The sequence below is a fragment of the Microbacterium gilvum genome (assembly GCF_039543865.1).
Taxonomy (GTDB): domain Bacteria; phylum Actinomycetota; class Actinomycetes; order Actinomycetales; family Microbacteriaceae; genus Microbacterium; species Microbacterium gilvum.
The window spans coordinates 252,793-274,400 of the sequence record NZ_BAABKO010000001.1; the positions used below are offsets into that span (position 1 = coordinate 252,793).

Consider the following 21,608-nt stretch of genomic DNA (forward strand, 5'->3'; position numbering starts at 1 on the left):
GCTTCGGCGGGGCCCTCTTCGCATTCCCGGTCAGTCGATCCCGATGGTGATCGATCCGGCGTCGAGATCGATCGTCGCTCGCCCGCCGTCGGGCGACGATAGGGTGGGCGCGTGAACGGCGAGCATGTGACGATCGGGTGGGAGGACGCTCGGGCGGCGAACCTCGCGAACTGGGAGGACCGCGTCGCGCTCCACGAGGAGTCCTACGAGCTCGGGCGGTATGACGAGCCGGGTGCGCTGTCCGACGTCGTCGCGGACGACCTCCGCGTCCTCGAGCCGCTCCTTCCGGATGGCCGGATCGCCGACAAGGACGTCGTGCATCTGCAGTGCCATATCGGCACCGACACGGTCTCGCTCGCGCGCGCGGGTGCGCGCGTGACGGGAGTGGACTTCTCGCCTCAGGCCCTCGCGGCCGCTGAGCGTCTCGCCGCGCGGGCGGGCGTCGAGGCCACGTGGGTGGAGTCCGACGTGCTCTGCGCGGCGGCCGCGGTGGCGCACGAGTTCGACGTGGTCTACACGAGCATCGGCGCGATCTGCTGGCTCGATGATCTCGCGGCCTGGGGCAGGCAGGTCGCCGCTCTGCTGCGGCCGGGCGGTCTCTTCTACATCCGCGACGGCCATCCGATGCTGTACACGCTCGACGAGGATCGCGACGAGCTCGTCGTCCGCTACCGCTATTTCGGCGACGGCACGGCGCAGACGTGGGACGAGGCCGGCACATACGCGGGCGACGGGACGGTGGCGCACGCGCGGACGTACGAGTGGCCGCATCCGCTCTCGGAGATCGTCTCGGCGCTGCTCGCGGCCGGGCTGGAGCTCGTGCTCCTCGACGAGGGGCGCATGCTTCCCTGGCGGTTCAGCCCGCGGATGGTGGAGGTGCCGGGAGGCTTCGCCTGGCCGGGGGAGGAGCGGATGCTCGTGCCGTGCACCTTCACCATCGCGGCGCGCCGACGCGCCTGACCGTCAGGAGACGAGCGCCCAGACGCCCGCCGCGGCGGAGGCGACGGCGATCGCGATCGCGATGCCGATGAGCGTCGCGTGGACGGTGAGGAACGCCGTCTTGCGTCCCTCCGCATCGCGGGCACGGGGGTCCGACGTGATCCGCTTCCAGAACCTGGGCCAGACGACGATGTTGAAGGCGGCGTTGACGAGGAGCAGGATCGCGAGGAGGACGGTCACCCGCCGAGTCTACGGCGCGTCCGCGGTCGGACGTGCCGCCGGGCGGACTCGTCACTACCGCAGGAAAGCCGTGGCAGAAAAACTACCGCAGGGAAGCTTACCCTCGGAAAGCGACCGTCAGGATGCTGGAGGGATGCCGACCCCGCACTCCGACGCATCGCTCAAAGTGGGGCAGCGCATCGCGCAGATCCGGCATGCGGCGACCCTGAGTGCGAAGAAGCTCGCGGAGTGCGCCGATCTCGACCTCACCCACCTGCAGCGCATCGAGAAGGGGGCGGGGAACCCGACTCTGTACACGCTGCTCCAGATCGCCGTCGCCCTCGAGGTCGAGGTGGGGGATCTGCTCGTCGACCTCGACGCGGACGACCTCCCCTCGGGTCGCCGGCCGTACGGCTACACGCGTCGCGACGAGTTCCGGCGCCAGCCCCGCACCTGGATCTGATCAGAGGACGAACCGCCACAGGTACTCCTCTCCGTCGTCCGCGCGGAACCAGGCGACGCTCACGATCGTGCGCGACAGGTCGCGGTCGCACAGGCAGAGCTCGCACACCTCGCCCGGCAGGACGAGCCCCCAGTGCTCGATGGACGGCGGCGCCGTCTCGTCGTGCACGAAGACGCGCACGAGATCAGCCGGCTCCTTCGCCGCGTTCCGCACCCGCGGATGGTCGGGGTCGGCCCGGTCGACATCCCACGGGACGAGATAGGCGCGACGGCGCCGATCGGGAGCGGGCAGCGGAGTGAGCATGCGCCGACGATACGAACGCCCTCCGACGCGGTTCGCCCTATCCGGCGGGTGCAGCGGCGGAACGGGGGAGAACCCGCTCCGCAGGACGGCTGTGCACGGGACGACGGCGCATCACGGACGCGTCGGGCCCTCCTCGGGGGCCGCTTCGGCCGCGCTGTCGGCGGCGGCGCGGGCGCCAGGCGACGCCTCGATCCGCGGGGTTCCCGGACGCCGTCGCGAGACGCCGCGCGCGATCGCGCCGACGCCGGCGCCCATCGAACCGGCCGCCGTCCGGAGCGAGGCCCCGGCCATCCGCACGCCGCGCAGGGCGCTGCGTTCCATCGTCTCGGCGCCCGGCTTCGGCTCGAGCCATGACGGCCACGTCCCCGGTGCGGTCCCGAACGCCTTCCGCGATGCGACGACGACCCGGCGCCCGAGCACGTGGTTGCCGACCCCTCCGACCGCGGCGCCCACGCCGAACGGCAGGGCCTTGCCGACGACGCTCGTGCCGCCGCGCACCGCGAACTGATGGAGGAACGCCGCCTTCAGACGATCGACGAGCGGTCCGACTGCCGCGCGCGGCAGGGTCTTCGTGATGAGGTCGCCCCAGTGCGTCGACAGCGATGTGCCCTTGCCGACGACCTGCGACGCGAGGTTGCGGACGAGATCGACGCCCTCCTTGCCCAGCATGAGCGTCATCACGAGCGCCCGCGACCTGTTCGGATCGTCCACCGCGAAGCCGTGCACCTCTGCCAGCGACTGCGCGTACAGCGCGGTCGCCTCGACGAACCCGATCGTCTCGACACCCGAGATCGCGAGTGTGATCCCCGTCCCCACGCCGGGGACGACGGCGGCCGCGCCGACGGCGGCCCCTCCTGTCGTGACTCCCAGCAGGTAGCGCCGCTCCAGCATGCGCACGAGCTCCGGCGGCGTCGCTTCCGGATGGCGCAGCCGCATCGAACGGAGATGTGCGAGCACGGCGGGACGCTGGATGGAGAGGACGCGGTCCAGCGCGCGGATCGCGAACGGATGCTCCTCGGAGCCGGCAGGCGGGAGCCCGCCCTGCCACGGCGCGTCGTCGGGCAGCGAATGGATGCGGGGGACCCTCTCGGCCATGCCGCGATGCTAGCCGCCGGCGCTGGGCCTCAGATGAGCGCCGCGTTGGCCCGTTCGAGGTCCTCGGCGAAGTCGACCTCGACGGCGTACAGATCCGACACGTCCATGGGGGCCAGACGCAGTCCGTCCTCCGCGACGGCGAGCTCGAGGCCGCGCTCGAAGTAGTCCTGGTCGCCGACGCGCGTGAGGTGGCGCATGAAGGCCTTCTTGTCGCGCGCGGAGATGTAGTTGATGCCCACGGCCTCGCCGATGCCGCCCACGACCGTCTTCGAGAGCTCGTCGATGAAGCCCTCCGCCGTGACGGTGTACTTCACCTCCTCATCGCTCACCTTGGCGGTGTTGACCGTGACGAACGACTGGTCGGCCTCGATGAGCGCCGTCGCGCGGCCCAGGATGCGCGGGTCGAAGACGACGTCGCCGTTCATCCACAGCACGCCGCCGCGTCCGGTGGCGGAGAGCGCGCGCAGCAGGCTCTTCGACGTGTTCGTCTGGTCGTAGCGCTCGTTGTACACGTAGTTGGCCTGGGGGAAGCGCTCCACGATGTCCTCGGCCCGATACCCCACGACGGTGGTGATGCGGGCGTCGTCGCCGAACGCAGCCCGGATGTTCTCGTGTTGCTGCTGCATGATGGAGCGGCCGTCGGAGAGGACGGTCAGCGACTTGGGGAGGACCCGCCCGAGGCGCGATCCCATGCCGGCGGCGAGGATGACGGTCTGGATGGTCATGGCTGCTCCTGGTGCTCGGTTCACGGCCGATTCATCGAGATTTCACGATGAGGTGGCTCGTCCATGGTAGCGAAGGGTGGTCGGATCGACGATAATCCGGCCGGTTGCGCGCGGGATTGACAGCTTGTCGTGACCGATCCGTGACGCCTCCCGGGCGATCAGGCGCGCCTTGGTACGTTGGTGCGGTGACCGAGGCCGACCTTCCCGTGCCCGAGCCGCGCGCGTCCGCTCTGACGCTCCGCGGCGTCTCGAAGACCTACGGCGGAACCCACGCGGTCGCCGGGATCGACCTGGATGTGCCGTCCGGCATGTACTACGGGCTGCTCGGTCCGAACGGCGCGGGGAAGACGACCACGCTGTCGATGATCTCCGGCCTGCTGCGACCCGATCGCGGCGAGATCCGCGTGGCGGGCGTCGACCTCGGCAGCCGCCCCCGCGAGGCGAAGCGGCGCATGGGCGTGCTGCCCGATCGACTGCGCACCTTCGACCGCCTCACCGGGCGCCAGCTCCTGCACTACACCGGCATGCTGCGCGGCATGAAGGCGAAGACGGTGGCCGAGCGCACCGACGATCTCGCCGCGGCCCTCGGCTTCGAGGACGCCCTCGGCCGCATCGTGTCGGACTACTCGGCGGGAATGACGAAGAAGATCATGCTCGCCGGCGCGATGCTGCACTCCCCGCAGCTCCTCGTGCTCGACGAGCCGTTCGAGGCCGTCGACCCGGCGTCCTCGGCCAAGGTGCTCGAGATCCTCGACGGCTACGTCGCGAACGGCGGCACCGTGCTGCTCTCGAGCCACGGCATGGATCTCATCGAGCAGGTCTGCACGCGTGTCGCGGTGCTCGTGGCCGGGCAGGTCCTGGAGGAGGGCCTCGTCGCCGACGTGAAGGGCGACCAGACGCTCGAGCAGCGCTTCGTCGAGCTGTCCGGGGGGCTCGGCGAGGTGGAGGGGCTCGAGTGGCTGCACACGTTCTCCGACTGAGGGCCGCGCTCCTCGTCGGCGCGTTCCGCGGGCCGGATGGCCTGCGCCGCCTGATCGGGTTCGGCGCGCTCGTGGCGGGCGCGGCCGTCCTCATCGTGCGCGCCCTCGCCCTGGGCGATCTGCCGACGCAGACCGTCGTCGGCGCGGTCTCGCTCGCCGGCGCGCTCGTGATCGTGCTGTCGGCGGCGCTCCCTCTCTTCACCGCCGCGGAGGATCCCCTCGACCCGCGCCGATTCCGCACCCTCGACATCGGGCCGCTGCCGCTCACGGCCGCTCTCCTCCTCTCGACGATCGTCAGCGTGCCGACCTGGCTCGTCGCCGCCTTCGACGTCGTCGCGGCGGTCCTCTGGACGCGTGCCGGCGCGCATCCGGCGGCCGCGGTCGTCGGCGCCCTGTGCCACCTGCTCACCTGCGTCGTGCTCGCGCGCATCGTGATGGCGGTGAAGGCGATCGCCGGTGCCGGCGGACGGGTCGCCGACGGCGTCGGCGTCGCGATCGCCTCGGCGCTCGCGATCTTCGCGCCCGCCGTCCTGCTCACCGCCTCCCTCTGGGGGGCCGCGACGCTCGCCTCCGTCGACCGCATCGTCGCCGCCGTCTCGTTCACGCCGCTCGGCGCCTGGGCAGCGGCACCCGCGACGACCATCGGAGGAGGGTCGCCCGGAGCCGCGCTCGCCGTCGCGGTCGCCACGGTCGCCGCGCTGCTGATCGCCTGGGCCTGGCTCGTGCGACGACTGCTGCACACGGTCGAGCATCCCGTCGTCGCGCGGGGAGGGGCGGGGCTCGGGTGGTTCGCCCTCCTCCCGGCCACGGCGGCCGGGGCGATCGCCGCCCGCAGCCTCGTGTACGGGCTGCGCGACAGCCGGTACATCGCGAACGTCCTCGTCATCCCCTTCGGCGGCGTCCTGCCCATCCTCCCCCTCCTCGTCGCTGGCGTGCCCCTCGAGATCGCCGCGCTCGTCCCCGTCCCCCTCATGGCGCTCCTCTACGGCTGGCTGCCGCACAACGACCTCGCGTACGACTCGTCGGCGGTGTGGCTGCACATCGCCACGGGCGCGCGCGGCGCCTCCGACCGGATCGGCCGCCTCGCGCCGGTCACGCTGGCCGCCGTCCCCGTCCTCGCCGTCGCCGTGCCGGCGGCGCTCCTCGTCAGCGGACGCCCCGACCTGCTGCCGGCCCTGGTCGGATCCGCGGTCGCCCTGCTCCTCGCGGGCTTCGGGCTGTCGAGCATCGCATCGGTCGTCGCGCCGTACGCTGTCGCGCGGCCCGGCGACGGGCCCTTCCGGCAGCCGCAGCGGACGGATGCGACCGGCGCATGGTCGCAGTCGCTCGTGCTCATCGGGTCCCTCCTGCTGAGCGGTCCGACCCTGTGGCTCGCAGGGCAGGCGGTCGCGGGCGTGGCCGCCGATCCGCTCGTCGTCCTGTGGACGGGGCTCGGCACCGGGAGCGGCGTCCTCCTCCTCGGGGTCGCCATCGGCGCCGCCGCGTTCGACGCCCGGGGCACGCGGATCATGGAGTTCGCCGGCGCAACCTGACGGACCGCGGGCGCCCCCGCGCGGATAGACTGCCAGACATGAGCACCCCGCTTGACAGCCCCGATCAGGGCGGCACGGCCCTCCTCGACCGCGAGCTCGAAGAGCTCCTCCGCGAGGAGACCGTCGAGCCGGGGGATCACGAGCGCTTCTCGCACTACGTCAAGAAGGACAAGATCCTCGAGTCGGCGATCACCGGCAAGCCGGTGCGCGCGCTGTGCGGAAAGAAGTGGACCCCCGGACGGGACCCCGAGAAGTTCCCGGTGTGCCCCACCTGCAAGGAGATCTACGAGTCGCTGCAGAAGTGACCGCGATCGTCCCGCGATGACGGACCCCGTCGGCACCGCAGCCGACGGGGTCCGTCGTGTCAGCGGTCGCCCGCGTCGGAGAAGACGGTCGGGATGGCCGGATCGGACTTGCTGAGGGCGAGCGCCCGCACAGGCAGCTCCTCCCTGACCGCGAGGTGGTGCGCGCGCGCCGCGACGACGCCCTGCGTGCCCTCCGCGGCCGGGTCGATGTCGCCGTGCTCGACGAGAACGGCCTGCAGCGCGCGTGAGCCGGCGACGTCGGCGGCCGCGGGGAGCGTCTCGAAGCCGTCGGCGATCTCCACGTGCTCCTCGACGGCGACACCGCCGTCGAGCCTGCGGAACGCGCCCTTCCTGCCGCCCTGCGAGCCCTTGCCCTCGGCCTTCTTCGACACGGCGACCCAGCCGCCTCCGGCGTCCTGCCGGGCCACGAGCTTGTAGACCATCCCGGCGGTGGGATAGCCCGACCCGGTCACGACCGACGTCCCCACGCCGTACGCGTCCACGGGCGATGCGGCGAGCGCGGCGATGGCGTACTCGTCGAGGTCGCTCGTCACCGTGATGCGGGTGCCGGTCGCACCGAGCGCGTCGAGCTGGGCGCGCACCTCGGCCGCGACGAGCGGGAGGTCTCCCGAGTCGATGCGCACGCCGCCGAGGCCCGTGCCGGCGACCTGCACGGCGAGCTCGACCCCCCGGCGGATGTCGTAGGTGTCGACGAGCAGGGTCGTGTCGACGCCGAGGGAGGCGATCTGCGACCGGAAGGCCTCCTCTTCGGTGTCGTGGAGCAGCGTCCATGCGTGGGCTGCCGTGCCCATCGTCGGGATGCCCCAGCGGCGACCCGCCTCGAGGTTGCTCGTCGCGCCGAACCCGGCGATGTACGCGGCGCGGGCCGCCGCGACGGCGGACGCCTCCGCCGCGCGGCGCGAGCCCATCTCGGCGAGCGGACGGTCGCCTGCGGCGATGCTCATGCGGGCCGCGGCCGTCGCCACGGCCGAGTCGTGGTTCATGACGCTGAGGGCGAGGGTCTCGAGGATGACGGCGTCGGCGAACGTCCCCTCCACCGTCAGGATGGGGGACCCGGGGAAGTAGAGCTCGCCCTCGCGGTACCCCGTGATGCTGCCGGTGAAGCGGTACGACTCCAGGTGGCGCACGGTCTCGGGGCTCACGACCTGCGCGTCTCGGAGGAAGCGCAGCTCCTCATCGCCGAAGCGGAAGTCGCGCAGCAGCCCGAGGAGGCGGCCCGTGCCGGCGACGACGCCGAAGCGGCGCCCACCGGAGAGCCGCCGCGCGAACAGCTCGAAGACGCAGTGGCGCGAGGCCGTGCCATCCCGCAGCGCGGCGTCGAGCATGGTGAGTTCGTAGCGGTCCGTCATCAGGGCCGTGGAGGCGCTCATGGCGCACCAGCCTACCGGCGCGCGCACCCTGCGCCGCGACGCGGGTACGCTGGGGCATCGTGAACAACGCGCCCATCGGCATCTTCGACTCGGGCGTCGGCGGGCTCACGGTCGCGCGCGCGATCGGAGACCAGCTGCCGAGGGAGTCGATGGTCTACATCGGCGACACCCTGCACTCGCCCTACGGTCCGAAGCCCATCGCCGACGTGCGCCGCTACTCGCTCGAGGTCCTCGACACGCTCGTCGACCAGGGCGTCAAGATGCTCGTGATCGCCTGCAACACGGCGTCGGCGGCGGTGCTGCGCGACGCCAGGGAGCGATACGACGTCCCGGTCGTCGAGGTGATCGGCCCGGCCGTCCGCACCGCCGTGGCCGCGACGCGCAGCGGCCGCATCGGCGTCATCGGGACGGAGGGGACGATCGGCTCCGGCGCCTACCAGGACATGCTCGCCGTCGCCCCTGGCGTCGAGGTGCACACCGCCGCCTGCCCGCGCTTCGTCGAGTTCGTCGAGGCCGGCACGACCGACTCGGCCGAGGTGCTCGCCGTCGCGGAGGAGTACCTCGCGCCGCTGCGCGCCGCGCAGGTCGACACCCTCGTGCTCGGCTGCACGCACTACCCGTTCCTCAAGGGCGCGATCAGCTACGTGATGGGCGACGCGGTGACGCTCATCTCGAGCGACTCCGAGACCGCGAAGGACGTCTACCGCCAGCTCGTCTCGGGCGGTCTGCTGGCCGGGAACGACGCCGTCCCGGCACACGCCTACGAGGCGACGGGCGCCGACACCGCGACGTTCACCCGCCTCGCCAACCGCCTGCTCGGCCGTGAGGTGCGCGACGTGCGCCTCGTGCGCACGGGTGCCATCGACCTGCCCCTTTCGAGAAGAGGACCCTCATGACGCAGCGTGCCGACGGCCGCACCCCCGACCAGCTCCGCCCCGTGACGATCGAGCGCGGCTGGAGCAGCCAGGCCGAGGGGTCGGCGCTCATCAGCTTCGGCGGCACGAAGGTGCTGTGCACGGCCTCGTTCACGAACGGCGTGCCGCGCTGGCTCACCGGCAAGGGCAAGGGCTGGGTCACCGCCGAGTACGCGATGCTCCCGCGGGCGACGAACGAGCGCAACCAGCGCGAGAGCGTCAAGGGCAAGATCGGCGGGCGCACGCACGAGATCTCCCGTCTCATCGGCCGCGCTCTGCGCGCAGTCGTCGACACCAAGGCGCTCGGCGAGAACACCATCGTGATCGACTGCGACGTGCTGCAGGCCGACGGCGGCACGCGCACGGCGGCCATCACGGGCGCCTACGTGGCGCTCGCCGACGCCATCGAGTGGGGCCGGGCGAAGAAGTTCATCGGGCAGAAGTCGCAGGTGCTCCTCGACTCGGTCTCCGCGATCTCGGTCGGCATCGTCGACGGCGTCCCCCTGCTCGACCTGCCGTACGTCGAGGACTCGCGGGCCGAGACCGACATGAACATCGTCGTGACGGGCCGCGGCCTGTTCGTGGAGGTGCAGGGCACCGCGGAGGGCGCCCCGTTCGACAAGCGGGAGCTCGATCAGCTCCTCGAGCTCGGCCTCGCCGGGACGGCCGAGCTCCGCCGCCACCAGCTCGCGGCGCTCGGGCAGGCCGAGTGATGGGCCGCATCGTCCTCGCGACGCACAACGCGCACAAGGTCGCCGAGTTCCAGGGCATCGTCGCGCGCACGCGCCCCGACCTCGAGGTGGTGTCCTACGACGGACCCGAGCCCGTCGAGGACGGCACGACCTTCGCGGAGAACGCCCTCATCAAGGCGAGGGCGGCCGCCGTCCACACCGGTCTTCCCGCGCTCGCCGACGACTCGGGCGTCTGCGTCGACGTGCTCGGCGGGTCGCCCGGAGTGTTCTCCGCCTACTGGGCAGGGCATGCGAAGGACGACGCGGCGAATCTGGCCCTGCTGCTCGATCAGATCTCCGACATCCGCGACCCCCACCGCACGGCGCACTACACCTCGGTCATCGCGCTCGTCCTCCCCGGCGGCGGCGAGCACACCGTCGAGGGCGTCTGGCCGGGCCGGATCGCGCGGGAGCCGCGCGGAGCGGGCGGGTTCGGCTACGACCCCGTCTTCCTCCCCGAAGGCCAGGAGCGATCGGTCGGGGAGTGGTCGGCGGAGGAGAAGAACGCCGTCTCGCATCGAGCGCGGGCCTTCGCCGCGCTGGGGCCGCTCCTCGCCGCCCTCTGAGCCGGGAACGAGAACCATCCTCGTTCCCGACTGGCGCGGAACGGCGCGCCGCGATGTCGGTCGCGCCTAGCCTGAACACATGCACGACCACGCGCACGGCATCCGCGGCGCCGACAACCGCCGGCTGCTGACGATCTCGCTGTCGATCACGGCGACGGTCTTCGCGGTCCAGCTCGCCGGCGCGTTCTGGACGGGATCGCTCGCGCTCCTCGCCGACGCCGTGCACATGCTCACGGATGCGATCGCCCTCGTCGTCGCCCTCATCGCGAGCGCGGTGGCGGCACGCCCCGCCGACGACCGGCGCACCTACGGCTATCAGCGCGCCGAGGTGCTGGGCGCCCTCGTCAACGCGATCGTGCTCATCGTGCTGTGCGTCACGGTCGCCGTCGAGGGCGTCCGCCGTCTGATCGAGCCGGGCGACGCGGAGGTCGCCGGCGGCTGGATGCTCGTCGTCGCGGCCGTCGGCCTGGTCGCGAACGCCGTGTCGATGTGGCTTCTGAGCGCCGCCCAGCGGCGCAGCCTCAATGTGCGCGGGGCCTACCTCGAGGTGCTCGGCGACCTCGTCGGCTCGGCGCTCGTCATCGTCGCGGCCGTGGTCATCCTCCTCACCGGATGGACGGCCGCCGACGCGATCGCCTCCCTCGCCATCGCGGCGCTCATCGTGCCTCGAGCCCTCGGTCTCCTCCGGGAGGTCGTCAGCGTGCTGGCGGAGTCCGCCCCTGACGGAACGAGCGTCGGCGACATCCGCGCGCACATCCTCGCCGCCCCGGGGGTGGCGGCCGTGCACGACGTGCACGTGTGGCAGCTCACCCGCGGCGCCCCCGTGTTCACCGCCCACGTCGTCGTGGAGCAGGAGGTCGTCGACGCCGGACGCAGCGGCCTCGTGCTGGCGGGACTGCAGGAGTGCCTCGCCGAGCACTTCGACGTGGCGCACTCCACGTTCCAGATCGAGTCGGCCGGCCACGCCGATCGGGGCGACGCCCACCGCTGAGAGGCGTCAGCGCAGGCCGGCGACGAGCTCCGCGAGCACGTCGTGCGCATCGTCGAGATGCGCGAGCGCCGCGGCCTGCCCCGCCCACAGCGACAGCAGGTCGCCGCGATCCTGCGCCGACGCCTCCGCGCGGAAGCGTCCTGTGAGCCAGTTCTGCGCGGGGAAGGGCAGGACCGGCGCGCTCTCGAGGGTGCGCAGGGCGCGATTGGGGATGCCCCGCGCAAGGCGCCCGCTCATCGCCCGCGTGAGGGTCGTCCTGTGCGGCATCGCGATCGCGGCGCGGTGCGCGTCGGGCGCCGCAGACTGCCGAGTGCGGAGGAACGCGGTCCCGACCTGGACGCCGTCGGCGCCGAGGGCGCGCGCCGCCGCGACGCCGCGCCGGTCGGCGATGCCTCCGGCCGCGATGACGGGGATGTCCACGGCGTCGACGACCTGCGGCACGAGCGCGAACGTGCCGACGAGCGACTCCTCTGCCGGGCGGAGCCACGAGACGCGGTGGCCGCCCGCCTCCGAGCCCGTCGCGACGACCGCGTCGGCACCCGACTCGGCGACGGCGACGGCCTCCTCGACGGTCGTCGCCGTGCCGATGAGACGGATGCCGGCGGCGTGGACCGCCTCCACCCGGTCGGGGGAGAGCACGCCGAAGACCGTGCTGAGGACGGCGGGCCGGGCGGCGATGACGGCGTCGAGCTGCGCCTCGGGGTCGGGCAGGAAGGCGTCGGGTCGTGCGGGGACGGCGACGCCCACCTCGTCGAAGAGGGCGCGGACGGCGGCGTGCGGCTCCCACGGCACATCGGCGGGGGAGACCTCGTCGCCCGTCGGCACCCACAGGTTCACGGCGAAGGGGCGCGTCGTTCCGGACCGGAGCGCCGACACCGTCTCGGCGATGCGGTCGGGCGCGTATCCGTACAGGCCGAAGGAGCCGAGGCCGCCGCCCTCGCTGACGAGCACGGCGAGGGCGACGGACGAGACGCCGCCGAACGGGCCGAGGACGACGGGGTGCTCGATGCCGAGCGAGCTCTCGAGGGTCACGGTGCCTCCTCCGGGATGCGGGCTGTCCGCCCTCGACGCTACCCCGCGGCGGACCGCCCGCCGACCTTCGTCGGCCGCCGCTCGCCCGCCGGCCCGGGCACGGCGTCCGCGGGTCGGCGGGCGCCTCCGTCAGACGACGCCGAGAGCGAGCATCGCGTCGGCGACGTGGGTGAATCCCGCGATGTTCGCTCCCGCGACGTAGTCGCCCGGCGTTCCGTACTCATCTGCCGTCTCGAGGCAGCGGGCGTGGATCTGGCCCATGATGTCGGACAGGCGCGCCTCGGTGTGCTCGAACGTCCACGAGTCGCGCGACGCGTTCTGCTGCATCTCCAGGGCGCTCGTCGCGACGCCTCCGGCGTTCACGGCCTTCCCGGGAGCGAAGACGACGCCCGCGGAGCGCAGTGCGCGCACGGCAGCGGGCGTCGTGGGCATGTTGGCGCCCTCCGCGACGATGCCGCAGCCGCCGCGGATGAGCGCCGCCGCGCCGTCCTCGTCGAGCTCGTTCTGCGTCGCGCAGGGCAGGGCGACGTCGCAGGGCACATCCCAGATCGACCCGTCGGCGACGAAGCGCGCCGACGGCCTGGCGTCGGCGTACTCCGCGATGCGGCCTCGGCGGCCGTTCTTGATCTCCTTGACGAGGTCGAGGTCGATCCCGGCCTCGTCGACGACGTAGCCGCCGGAGTCCGAGCACGCCACGACCCGCGCGCCGAGCTCCGCGGCCTTCTCCATCGCGTAGATGGCGACGTTGCCCGACCCCGACACCACGACGGTCCGGCCGTCGAGGCTCCCGCCGCGCGACGCGAGCGCCTCGCGCACGAAGAAGACGGTGCCGTAGCCCGTCGACTCGGTGCGCACCTGCGAACCGCCCCACGTGATGCCCTTGCCGGTCAGGACGCCCGACTCGTAGCGGTTCGTGATGCGCTTGTACTGGCCGAACAGGTAGCCGATCTCGCGCCCGCCCACGCCGATGTCGCCGGCGGGCACGTCGGTGTGCTCGCCGATGTGACGGTACAGCTCCGTCATGAACGACTGGCAGAAGCGCATCACCTCGGCGTCGGAGCGGCCCTTCGGATCGAAGTCGGACCCTCCCTTGCCGCCGCCGATCGGCATGCCGGTGAGGGCGTTCTTGAAGATCTGCTCGAAGCCGAGGAACTTCACGATCCCCAGGTAGACGGAGGGGTGGAAGCGGATGCCCCCCTTGTACGGGCCGAGAGCCGAGTTGAACTCCACGCGGAAGCCTCGGTTCAGCTGCACCCGTCCGGCATCGTCGGTCCACGGCACGCGGAAGATGATCTGCCGCTCCGGTTCGCACAGCCGCCGGATGATCTCGGCGTCGACGTACTGCGGACGCTTGGCGATGACGGGGCCGAGGCTCTCGAGGACCTCGCGGACCGCCTGGTGGAATTCGGCCTCGCCGGGATTGCGGCGGACGACCTCGTCGAAGACGGACGTCAGGGCGTCGGGGAGTGCTGCCATCGTGTTGCTCCTCTCGCTGGCATGCAAACCGCCAGGATATCGGCACGCGGCGGTCCGCCCATGCCGTCGAGCGGACGAGGGATGGCGCGAGGAGGACGGCTCAGCTCTCGCGGCGGACCTCGTCGGGCGACTTGTCGGGGCGCAGCCCCCGCCAGCGCGCATGCCGCACGCTGCCGGCCGGCGTCCATTCGGCGAACTCGACCTCGCCGACGAGCTCGGGGCGCACCCAGGCGGCGTCGGAGGCGTCTTCCGCCGGCACATCGGCGAACGGCGCCTCCGGCGTCTCGAGGGGACCGAGCATCGCCCGCAGCCGCGCGAGCTCCCGCTCCGAGAATCCCGACCCGACCCGGCCGGCGTAGGCCAGGCCATCCGGGCCCGGCACGCCGAGCAGGAGCGAGGCGAACGTGCCCGCCCGCGCGCCGCGGCCCCGACGGAACCCGCCGATGACGACCTCCTGCGTCCGCGTGAGCTTGATCTTCATCCAGTGCTCGCTGCGCTCGCCGCCGCGGTAGGGCGACCGGCGGTCCTTCACGACGACGCCCTCGAGGTCGTGCTCCCGTGCCACCTCGAGCGCGAGGTCGATGTCGTCGAGCACAGGAGGGACGACCACGGACGGTCCGGCATCGGCGGAGACCCGCTCGAGGAGGGCCCGGCGCTCGTGGAGCGGCGCGCCCGTGAGGTCCCGGCCGTCGAGACGGAGGAGGTCGAAGAGGTGGAAGCGGACCGGCGTCCGCGCGCTCTCCCTGGCGATGTCGTCCGGCCGCTCGAGGTGCATGCGGTTCTGCAGCAGCGAGAAGCGGGGGCGCCCCCGCGCGTCGAGCGCGACGATCTCGCCGTCGACGACGGCGTCCCACGCGTCGAGGTGCGTGCGCGCGGCGCCTGAGAGCTCGGGGTACCGTGCGGTGATGTCGGCGCCGGAGCGGCCCGACAGCCGCAGCGCGCCGCCTCGCCACTCGCCGAGCGCGCGCACGCCGTCCCATTTGAACTCGACCCAGGGAGGGCGCCCGAGACTCCGGGCGAGGCCCGGTGCGCCGTTCACCGCAAGCATGGGGACGGGCCGAGCCGGAGGCGCCGGAGCCTCGGCCTGGCCCTTCGTCCGGTGGAGCAGCCACGTCGACTTCTCGCCGTCGCCGTCGGTGCGGATGAGGGCGATGCGCGTGCCGGGGAGCGGCCCGCCCCCGCGCCCGTGCAGCGTGACGATGACCTCGGCATCCCGCCACTTCTCGGTCTCGTAGGTGCCCGTGTCCCACACCGTCATCGTCCCCGCGCCGTATTCGCCGGCGGGGATCGTCCCGTGGAAGCCGAGATACGAGAGCGGGTGGTGCTCCGTCTGCACGGCGAGGTGGTTCCGCGCTGCCGTCTCGGGGATCCCCTTCGGGACGGCCCAGCTCACGAGCACGCCGTCGCGTTCGAGGCGGAGGTCCCAGTGCAGCCGGGACGCATGGTGCTCGTGCACGACGAAGCGGGGCGCGTCGCCGGGCGCCGCCTCGACGTGAGGGCTGTCGGGCACCGGCTCGGGCGTCCGGTCCGCCGACCGCTTGGCGATGTACGACCCGAGCGGCGCCGCGCGGACGGGCGCGTCGACGGCGGCGAGCGGGTCGCCCATCCGGTCGGCGCGGGCGAGCACCTCGGCGAGGTCGAGCTGCGCGAGCGAGGGGTCGTCGAGCTCCTCCCAGGTGCGCGGGGCCGCCACCCACGGGCGCGAGCGGCCGCGCAGGGAGTACGGCGCGATGGTCGTCTTCTTCCCGTTGTTCTGGCTCCAGTCGACGAAGACGCGGCCGGCGCGGGCATCCTTGCGCATGGCGCTCACGACGAGATCGGGATGGTCGGCCTCGAGCGAGCGGGCGAGCTCGTGCGCGAGGGCCGACGCGCGGTCGGAGGGGAGCGTCTGCGGCAGCGCGGCGTAGAGGTGGATGCCCTTGCTCCCGCTCGTGACGGGCAGCGGGTCGAGTCTCATGTCGCGGAGGATGCCGCGCACGAGCCGCGCCACCTCGGCGCACTCGGCGAGGCCCGCGCCGGGGCCGGGGTCGAGGTCGAGGACGAGCCGGTCGGCGGGCCCCGGCTCGCCGTCGGGGGCGAACCGCCACTGGGGGACGTGCAGCTCGAGGCTCGCGACCTGGGCCATCCACACGAGGGCGGCGACCTCGTCGACGAGGGGGTAGTCCTTCGGGCCCGTGCTGTGGCGGATGGCGCGCCGCGGCAGCCAGCGCGGGGCGCCCGGCTCGAGGGCCTTGGCGAAGAACGCCTCGCCGGGGGCGTCGTCGGTGCCGACGCCGTCGACCCATCGCTTGCGCGTGACGGGGCGCCCGGCGACGTGGGGGAGCAGCAGCGGGGCGATCCGGGTGTAGTAGCCGATGACGTCGGCCTTCGTCGTGCCCGTCGCGGGGTAGAGCACGCGATCGAGGTTCGACACGCGCAGCCGCCGGCCGTCGATCTCCACCGTCTGCTGCTCCGCGGGCATGCCCCAGGCTATGCGCGCGGCGCGGGATCGCGTCAACCCCTGGTCAGACGGCGCCCGCCGCGGTTCACTGGTGCCATGAGATCGATCTGGAAGGGCGCGCTCACCTTCGGGCTCGTCAACGTGCCCGTCAAGGTGTACGCCGCGACGGAGGATCACGACGTGCCGCTCCACCAGGTCCACGCCGCCGATGGAGGCCGCATCCGCTACCAGCGGCGGTGCGAGGTCTGCGGCGAGGTCGTCGCCTACCGCGACATCGACCGCGCGTACGACGACGGCGAGCGCACGGTCGTCCTCACCGACGACGACCTGAAGTCGCTCCCGTCGGAGCGCAGCCGCGAGATCGACGTCGTCGAGTTCGTGCCGAGCGACCAGGTCGACCCCATCGCGTTCGACCGGGCGTACTTCCTCGAGCCCGACTCGTCATCGCCCAAGTCGTACGCGCTCCTGCGGGAGACGCTCGAGCGCACCGACCGCACCGCCATCGTGCGGTTCTCGCTGCGGCAGAAGACGCGGCTCGCCGCGCTGCGGGTGCGCGACGGCGTGCTCATGCTGCAGACCCTGCTGTGGTCCGACGAGATCCGGCAGGCGTCGTTCCCCGCGCTCGACGAGCCCGTGAAGATCAGCGAGAAGGAGCTGGAGCTGTCGGCGAGCCTCGTCGAGAGCTACTCGTCGGACTTCGACCCGGAGGAGTTCGTCGACGAGTACCAGAGGGAGCTGCGCACCCTCATCGACGCGAAGCTCGAGAAGGGCGACGCCGTCGACACGGAGGCGACCTTCGGCGGGGAGGCGGAGGAGGGCGGCGAGGTCATCGACCTCATGGAGGCCCTGCGCGCGAGCGTGGAGCGATCCCGCAAGGCGCGCGGTGCCGCCGACGACGCAAAACCCGACGACGCCGACGACAAGCCAGCGCGGAAGCCGCGCGGCAAGTCGAAGAAGGCCTCCTGAGTCGAGGCGCTCAGAGGTCGGGCTTGCCGTCTCCGTCGATGTCGGGGCCGCGCTCGAACACCTCGCGGTCGAGAACGACGTCGTCGGCCGTCGACGCGGGGTGCAGGCGCGCTTCGCGGCGTTCGCGCAGGTAGTGCCACAGCACGATGAGCGCGGTGCCCGCGACGGCGGCGAGCAGGATGATGTCGATGTACTCCGTCACGAGGTCGCGCACGAACGGGATGTACGCGATGAGGTAGCCGAACATCGTCAGGCCGAAGCCCCACAGCACGGCGCCGATGAGGTTGTAGAGCGAGTACTTCTTCCAGGGCATGTGGCCGACGCCCGCCGCGACGGGGGCGAAGGTGCGCACGATCGGCACGAAGCGGGCGAGCACGACCGTGATCCCGCCGAACCGCTCGAAGAACGCGTTCGTGCGATCGACGTTCCGACGGCTGAAGAGGCCGGATTCCTTCCGCTCGAACACGGCGGGCCCGCCCTTGTGGCCGATGAGGTACCCGACCTCGCCGCCGATGAACGCGGCGAGGGCGATGAGCCCGCTCACGACCCAGATGTTTACGCCGAACACGTTGCTCGTGTGGGTGAGGAGGCCCGAGATGACGAGGAGCGTGTCGCCGGGGAGCAGGAAGCCCACGAGCAGCCCCGTCTCGGAGAACACGATGAGGCACACGACGAGGAGGGCCCACGGCCCCGCGGCGGCGATGATCGCCTGCGGGTCCAGCCACGGGATGAGCGCGATGTGATGCACGGTGCTCCGGAGGTCGATCGGTCGGCGACGCGGGATCGCGTCTCGTGCGGAAGGCGGGAATCGAACCCGCACGCCCGGAGGCACAGGAACCTAAATCCTGCGTGTCTGCCAGTTTCACCACTCCCGCGGACGCGTTCAGTCTACGGCCGAGGCTGTGCCTCTCCTGTGCCGGCGCGTCACGCCCTCATACCGGAAGATCCGATCACCCTCTCGACGGTGATCTCGAGCACGACGCGGTCGGGGTTGGCACGCGGAGCGCGGTACCGCGCGGCATAGAGCGCGACCGCTTCGGCGACGGCGGCCGGGTCGTCGACGACGCGTGCGGGGCCTTCGAGCGACAGCCAGCGCGCCCCGTCGACCGTCGTCACGACGGCGCGGCCGGATCGCGCCGCGTTCACGAACTTCTGGGTGCCGCGCGACCCGATGACGCGCGCGAGGCCGTCGCGGTAGGTCACCCCGACGGGAACGGCATGGACGCGACCCCTCCTGCCCACTGTCGAGAGCACGGCGAGGTGGCGCTCGGAGAGGAGCGCGAGGGCGGCGGAGGAGAGCATGCCCCGAGCGTGCCAGACCACGGCTGTGGATAACTTCGGAGGCGGTGTCGCGTTTTCGGACAGGATGGCGCCGTGAGCCCCGTCGTGAGTGCCGTCGCCGACCGCGTGCGCGACCGTCTGCGGGCGGATCGCACCGATCCGTCCGTCGCACCCGAGGCCGCGCGCCGGCTCGCGCAGGCGGAGGTGCGGCGTCACAACGACTACGCGCTCGCGCGCGGTCTCGCGATCGTCGACGACGAGCAGGCGGCGGTGCGCGAGGTGCTCGCCGCCGTCACCGGCTACGGCGCGCTGCAGGAGCACCTCGACGACCCCGGCATCGAGGAGATCTGGATCAACGCCCCCGATCGCGTGTTCGCGGCCCGCGACGGCGTGACGGAGCGGCTCCCGCTGTCCCTCACGGAGGCTGCCGTGCGCGACCTCGTCGAGCGCATGCTGCACGCGACCGGCCGTCGCGTCGACCTCTCCCAGCCCTTCGTGGACGCGGCGCTCCCCGACGGATCGCGCCTCCACGTCGTCCTGGGCGGCATCGCGCGCCGGCACTGGGCCGTCAACATCCGCAAATTCCTCCCGACCGTGCGCACCCTCGAGCACCTCGTCGCGATCGGATCGCTGTCGGAGGACGCCGAGGCCATCCTGCGGGACGCGATGGCGGAGGGGAGCAGCGTGCTCGTGTCGGGCGCCACGCATGCGGGCAAGACGACCCTGCTCGGCGCGCTCATCGCCGCGAGCCCGCCCGGCCACCGCATCATCACGGTCGAGGAGACGTTCGAGCTGGGCGTCGACGCCCCCGACCTCGTCGCCCTGCAGGGACGCCAGCCCAGCCTCGAGGGGACGGGCGAGATCACGCTCCGCCGGCTCGTGAAGGAGGCGCTGCGCATGCGGCCCGACCGCCTCGTCGTGGGCGAGGTGCGCGATGCCGAGGCCCTCGACCTCCTGCTCGCCCTGAACACGGGCATCCCGGGCGCGGCGACCATCCATGCGAACTCCGCGGAGCACGCGCTCGCCAAGCTCGCCGCTCTCCCGCTGCTCGCGGGGCGCAACATCGACCGCGGGTTCGTGCTGCCGGCCATCGCCACGAGCGTCGATCTCGTCGTGCACTGCCAGCGCGCCGCCGGCGGGCGTCGCCGCGTGCAGGAGATCATCGCGCCGACCGGCCGCATCGTCGACGACGCCCCCGAGACGCGTGCCGTCTACCGGACGGGGGAGCGATGGCGGTGATCGTGGTCCTCGGCGTCGCGCTCGCCGCCGGCGTCCTCCTCGCCCTCTCTCCGTGGCTGTGGCCGGCGGGGTTCCCGATGGTGCCGCGCAGGGCGCCGCGGATCGAGACGCTCCTCGAGGAGGCCGGCTTCGCACACGTCGCGCCGCGGGTCCTGGTGCTCGCCTCCGCCGCGGCGGCGCTCCTCGGCGCGGCGGCCGTGTGGCTGGCGACGTCCGTCCCCGCCCTCGCCCTCCTCGCGGCGGTCGCGGCGGGGGCGGCGCCCGCCCTCCAGCTGCGCTCGCGCGCGCAGCGGCTCGTGCGGGCTCGCCGTGCACTGTGGCCCGACGTGTGCGACCTCCTCGTCTCGTCGGTGCGGGCGGGGATGTCGCTGCCCGACGCGGTGTCGAGCCTCGCCCGCTCGGCCCCCGCCGCCCTGCGTCACGCCTTCGCGGGGTTCGAGCGCGACATGGCGGCGTCCGGGAGCTTCGAGTCCAGCGCCGACCGGCTGAAGACCGCGCTCGCCGATCCCATGGCCGACCGCATCGTCGAGACGCTCCGGATGGCGCGGCAGGTCGGCGGCACGGAGCTCGCCCCCGTGCTGCGCGCGCTGTCCGCCTCCGTCCGGGCCGACGCGGCGCTGCGCGCCGAGGTGGAGGCACGGCAGTCGTGGACGCGCGGCGCCGCCGTGCTGGGCGTCTCGGCACCGTGGGTGATCGTCGCGCTCCTGTCCCTGCGCTCGGAGGGAGCCGAGTCGTACACGAGCCCGGAGGGCGTCATGCTCCTCCTCGCCGGCGCTGTCGTCTCGGTGGTCGCCTTCCGCGTCATGCTGCGGATCGGCCGTCTCCCGGAGACCCGGAGGTGGTTCGCTTGACGTGGGCCACCGATGCGGCGCTGGCCCTCGTCCTCGGCGGGGCGCTCGGCACGGGCGCGTGGGCGCTCCTCATGCTCGCGCCGCGCTGGAGCGCGGCGGGCCTCGCGCGCCGCGTCGCGCCGTATGTCCGCGATGTCACGGACGCGGCGGGGACGACCGTCCGCACCTCGGTCACGGATCCCGGAGCCGCACTCGTCGGCGTCGCGCGAGCCGCGTGGGCGGTGTGCCAGGAGCACCTCGCCGCGCTCCTCGGAGGGAGCGACGGCATCGCCCGCCGGCTCGCGCAGGCCGGCCGCGACACCGACGTCGCGGCCTTCCGGGGACGCCAGCTCGCGGCGGCGCTCGCCGGCACGGCCGCCGGCGGCGCGGTCGTCGTCGTGCTCGCGCTCGCCGGCGCCGCGACAGGGCAGGCGCTCGCCCTCCCGGTCGCGGGAGCGGTCGCGGGCGCGATCGGGGCCGATCTCCTGCTCGGCGCGCGGGCCAGGGCGCGGATGGAGCGCATCGGCGACGAGCTCCCCACGGTGCTCGACTTCCTCGCGCTGTGCCTCTCGGCGGGGGAGGGGATCTTCGACAGCATCGCGCGCGTCGCCATGCTCGGGAGCGGCGAGCTGTCCCTCGAACTGCGCCGCGTCGTCCTCGACGTCCGCACCGGGTCGACGCTGCCCGATGCGCTCGCCGCGCTGGCGCGCCGCCTCCCGTCGCCGGCGCTGGACCGCACGGTCGAGCACCTCGTCGCGGCGATCGACCGCGGGTCCCCGCTCTCCCAGACGCTGCAGGCTCAGGCCTCCGATGCCCGCGAGGACGCGAAGCGCGCCCTCATCGAGAAGGCGGGGCGCAAGGAGATCCTCATGCTCCTCCCGCTCGTCTTCGGCCTGCTGCCTCTCAGCGTCCTGTTCGCCGTGTTCCCCGGAATCGTCATGCTGCGCCTCGGCATCGGCTGAGCGCTCGAGAAAGGAAAACCCATGAGCATCACCGACATGGTCGTCCGCGCACGCACGGCGTGGGGCGACGTGCTCCACGATCTCAAGCGCGACGAGCGCGGCGACGTGCCCGGCTGGGTCCTCATCACCCTGATGTCGGCCGGGCTCGTCGTCCTCATCTGGGCGCTCGCAGGCCCCGCGCTCACGGGGCTCTTCGAACGCGCCATCTCCAGCGTCAACGGGATCTGA

Annotated in this window: 24 protein-coding genes and 1 tRNA gene; 14 read left to right on the plus strand and 11 right to left on the minus strand. The window is 72.8% G+C overall.

The genetic code is table 11. From position 1 onward, the window contains the following. The first annotated feature begins 111 nt into the window (after positions 1-111). A complete protein-coding gene (locus ABD998_RS01315) occupies positions 112-960 on the plus strand; it encodes a class I SAM-dependent methyltransferase (RefSeq protein ID WP_345435154.1) in 849 nt (282 codons plus the stop codon). Positions 961-963: 3 nt separating this feature from the next. Here the strand turns inward: ABD998_RS01315 and ABD998_RS01320 are convergent, their stop codons facing one another. Then, positions 964-1,179 carry an SCO4848 family membrane protein gene (locus ABD998_RS01320; RefSeq protein WP_345435156.1) on the minus strand — a complete coding sequence of 72 codons (216 nt, stop codon included), beginning with the start codon at positions 1,177-1,179 and terminating at the stop codon, positions 964-966. Positions 1,180-1,312: 133 nt separating this feature from the next. Between ABD998_RS01320 and ABD998_RS01325 the strand changes: the two genes are divergently transcribed. After that, the gene (locus ABD998_RS01325; protein WP_345435158.1) at positions 1,313-1,621 is read left to right on the plus strand and encodes a helix-turn-helix domain-containing protein; all 309 of its coding nucleotides are present in this window, start codon (positions 1,313-1,315) and stop codon (positions 1,619-1,621) included. On the opposite strand, the gene ABD998_RS01330 is transcribed toward ABD998_RS01325, so the two are convergent. The 3 genes from ABD998_RS01330 to ABD998_RS01340 form a co-directional block, all read right to left on the minus strand. Beyond that, complete coding sequence (locus tag ABD998_RS01330) at positions 1,622-1,924, minus strand: hypothetical protein (protein ID WP_345435160.1); 303 nt, start codon at positions 1,922-1,924, stop codon at positions 1,622-1,624. A 111-nt stretch (positions 1,925-2,035) separates the two neighbouring features. Continuing rightward, positions 2,036-3,019 (minus strand): hypothetical protein, encoded by a 984-nt coding sequence (locus ABD998_RS01335; protein ID WP_345435162.1) that lies wholly within the window; start codon positions 3,017-3,019, stop codon positions 2,036-2,038. A gap of 29 nt (positions 3,020-3,048) precedes the next feature. Beyond that, positions 3,049-3,744, minus strand: coding sequence for a phosphocholine cytidylyltransferase family protein (locus tag ABD998_RS01340; RefSeq protein WP_345435164.1), 696 nt, complete (start codon positions 3,742-3,744; stop codon positions 3,049-3,051). Between the two features lie 185 nt (positions 3,745-3,929). Here ABD998_RS01340 and ABD998_RS01345 point away from each other — a divergent pair, with 185 nt between their 5' ends. Genes ABD998_RS01345 through ABD998_RS01355 form a run of 3 tightly spaced genes read left to right on the plus strand, consistent with a single transcriptional unit; the run spans position 3,930 to position 6,561 of the window. Next, positions 3,930-4,724, plus strand: a complete 795-nt coding sequence (locus ABD998_RS01345; RefSeq protein ID WP_345435166.1) for an ABC transporter ATP-binding protein — start codon at positions 3,930-3,932, stop codon at positions 4,722-4,724. Further along, complete coding sequence (locus ABD998_RS01350; protein ID WP_345435168.1) at positions 4,700-6,256, plus strand: hypothetical protein; 1,557 nt, start codon at positions 4,700-4,702, stop codon at positions 6,254-6,256. The genes ABD998_RS01345 and ABD998_RS01350 overlap by 25 nt, the downstream gene beginning before the upstream one ends. 38 nt (positions 6,257-6,294) lie before the next feature. Continuing rightward, a complete protein-coding gene (locus ABD998_RS01355) occupies positions 6,295-6,561 on the plus strand; it encodes a DUF3039 domain-containing protein (protein ID WP_345435170.1) in 267 nt (88 codons plus the stop codon). Positions 6,562-6,620: 59 nt separating this feature from the next. On the opposite strand, the gene ABD998_RS01360 is transcribed toward ABD998_RS01355, so the two are convergent. Next, positions 6,621-7,952, minus strand: coding sequence for a nicotinate phosphoribosyltransferase (locus ABD998_RS01360; protein WP_345435172.1), 1,332 nt, complete (start codon positions 7,950-7,952; stop codon positions 6,621-6,623). A 59-nt stretch (positions 7,953-8,011) separates the two neighbouring features. Between ABD998_RS01360 and murI the strand changes: the two genes are divergently transcribed. The 4 genes from murI to ABD998_RS01380 all read left to right on the plus strand — a co-directional run bounded on the left by murI (position 8,012) and on the right by ABD998_RS01380 (position 11,154). After that, the gene (gene murI / locus ABD998_RS01365; protein WP_345435174.1) at positions 8,012-8,848 is read left to right on the plus strand and encodes a glutamate racemase; all 837 of its coding nucleotides are present in this window, start codon (positions 8,012-8,014) and stop codon (positions 8,846-8,848) included. Continuing rightward, complete coding sequence (gene rph / locus ABD998_RS01370; protein WP_345435176.1) at positions 8,845-9,579, plus strand: ribonuclease PH; 735 nt, start codon at positions 8,845-8,847, stop codon at positions 9,577-9,579. Before murI ends, rph begins: the two co-directional genes overlap by 4 nt. Continuing rightward, complete coding sequence (gene rdgB, locus ABD998_RS01375) at positions 9,579-10,163, plus strand: RdgB/HAM1 family non-canonical purine NTP pyrophosphatase (protein WP_345435177.1); 585 nt, start codon at positions 9,579-9,581, stop codon at positions 10,161-10,163. The genes rph and rdgB overlap by 1 nt, the downstream gene beginning before the upstream one ends. Before the next feature lie 79 nt (positions 10,164-10,242). Continuing rightward, positions 10,243-11,154: a cation diffusion facilitator family transporter gene (locus ABD998_RS01380; protein ID WP_345435178.1), complete on the plus strand. Its 912-nt coding sequence runs from the start codon at positions 10,243-10,245 to the stop codon at positions 11,152-11,154. A 6-nt stretch (positions 11,155-11,160) separates the two neighbouring features. On the opposite strand, the gene ABD998_RS01385 is transcribed toward ABD998_RS01380, so the two are convergent. The 3 genes from ABD998_RS01385 to ABD998_RS01395 all read right to left on the minus strand — a co-directional run bounded on the left by ABD998_RS01385 (position 11,161) and on the right by ABD998_RS01395 (position 16,123). Next, entirely contained in the window at positions 11,161-12,186 is a 1,026-nt protein-coding gene (locus tag ABD998_RS01385; RefSeq protein WP_345435180.1) for an NAD(P)H-dependent flavin oxidoreductase, read from the minus strand. Positions 12,187-12,315: 129 nt separating this feature from the next. After that, entirely contained in the window at positions 12,316-13,662 is a 1,347-nt protein-coding gene (gene gdhA, locus ABD998_RS01390; protein WP_345435182.1) for an NADP-specific glutamate dehydrogenase, read from the minus strand. A gap of 100 nt (positions 13,663-13,762) precedes the next feature. After that, entirely contained in the window at positions 13,763-16,123 is a 2,361-nt protein-coding gene (locus ABD998_RS01395) for an ATP-dependent DNA ligase (RefSeq protein WP_345435184.1), read from the minus strand. A 75-nt stretch (positions 16,124-16,198) separates the two neighbouring features. On the opposite strand from ABD998_RS01395, the gene ku reads away from it, so the two are divergent. Beyond that, complete coding sequence (gene ku / locus ABD998_RS01400) at positions 16,199-17,068, plus strand: non-homologous end joining protein Ku (RefSeq protein ID WP_345435186.1); 870 nt, start codon at positions 16,199-16,201, stop codon at positions 17,066-17,068. A 10-nt stretch (positions 17,069-17,078) separates the two neighbouring features. Here ku and ABD998_RS01405 read toward each other — a convergent pair whose 3' ends face one another. The 3 genes from ABD998_RS01405 to ABD998_RS01415 form a co-directional block, all read right to left on the minus strand. Further along, complete coding sequence (locus ABD998_RS01405) at positions 17,079-17,816, minus strand: DedA family protein (protein ID WP_345435188.1); 738 nt, start codon at positions 17,814-17,816, stop codon at positions 17,079-17,081. A 45-nt stretch (positions 17,817-17,861) separates the two neighbouring features. After that, positions 17,862-17,943, minus strand: a tRNA-Leu gene (locus tag ABD998_RS01410). Between the two features lie 49 nt (positions 17,944-17,992). Continuing rightward, positions 17,993-18,370 (minus strand): TIGR03618 family F420-dependent PPOX class oxidoreductase, encoded by a 378-nt coding sequence (locus ABD998_RS01415; protein WP_345435190.1) that lies wholly within the window; start codon positions 18,368-18,370, stop codon positions 17,993-17,995. A 72-nt stretch (positions 18,371-18,442) separates the two neighbouring features. On the opposite strand from ABD998_RS01415, the gene ABD998_RS01420 reads away from it, so the two are divergent. The 4 genes from ABD998_RS01420 to ABD998_RS01435 are packed head-to-tail and all read left to right on the plus strand — an operon-like array spanning position 18,443 to position 21,608. Next, a complete protein-coding gene (locus ABD998_RS01420; protein ID WP_345435192.1) occupies positions 18,443-19,588 on the plus strand; it encodes a CpaF family protein in 1,146 nt (381 codons plus the stop codon). Further along, positions 19,579-20,439, plus strand: coding sequence for a type II secretion system F family protein (locus ABD998_RS01425; protein WP_425562923.1), 861 nt, complete (start codon positions 19,579-19,581; stop codon positions 20,437-20,439). The genes ABD998_RS01420 and ABD998_RS01425 overlap by 10 nt, the downstream gene beginning before the upstream one ends. Next, complete coding sequence (locus ABD998_RS01430) at positions 20,427-21,380, plus strand: type II secretion system F family protein (RefSeq protein ID WP_345435194.1); 954 nt, start codon at positions 20,427-20,429, stop codon at positions 21,378-21,380. The genes ABD998_RS01425 and ABD998_RS01430 overlap by 13 nt, the downstream gene beginning before the upstream one ends. 36 nt (positions 21,381-21,416) lie before the next feature. Further along, a complete protein-coding gene (locus tag ABD998_RS01435; RefSeq protein WP_345436885.1) occupies positions 21,417-21,608 on the plus strand; it encodes a hypothetical protein in 192 nt (63 codons plus the stop codon).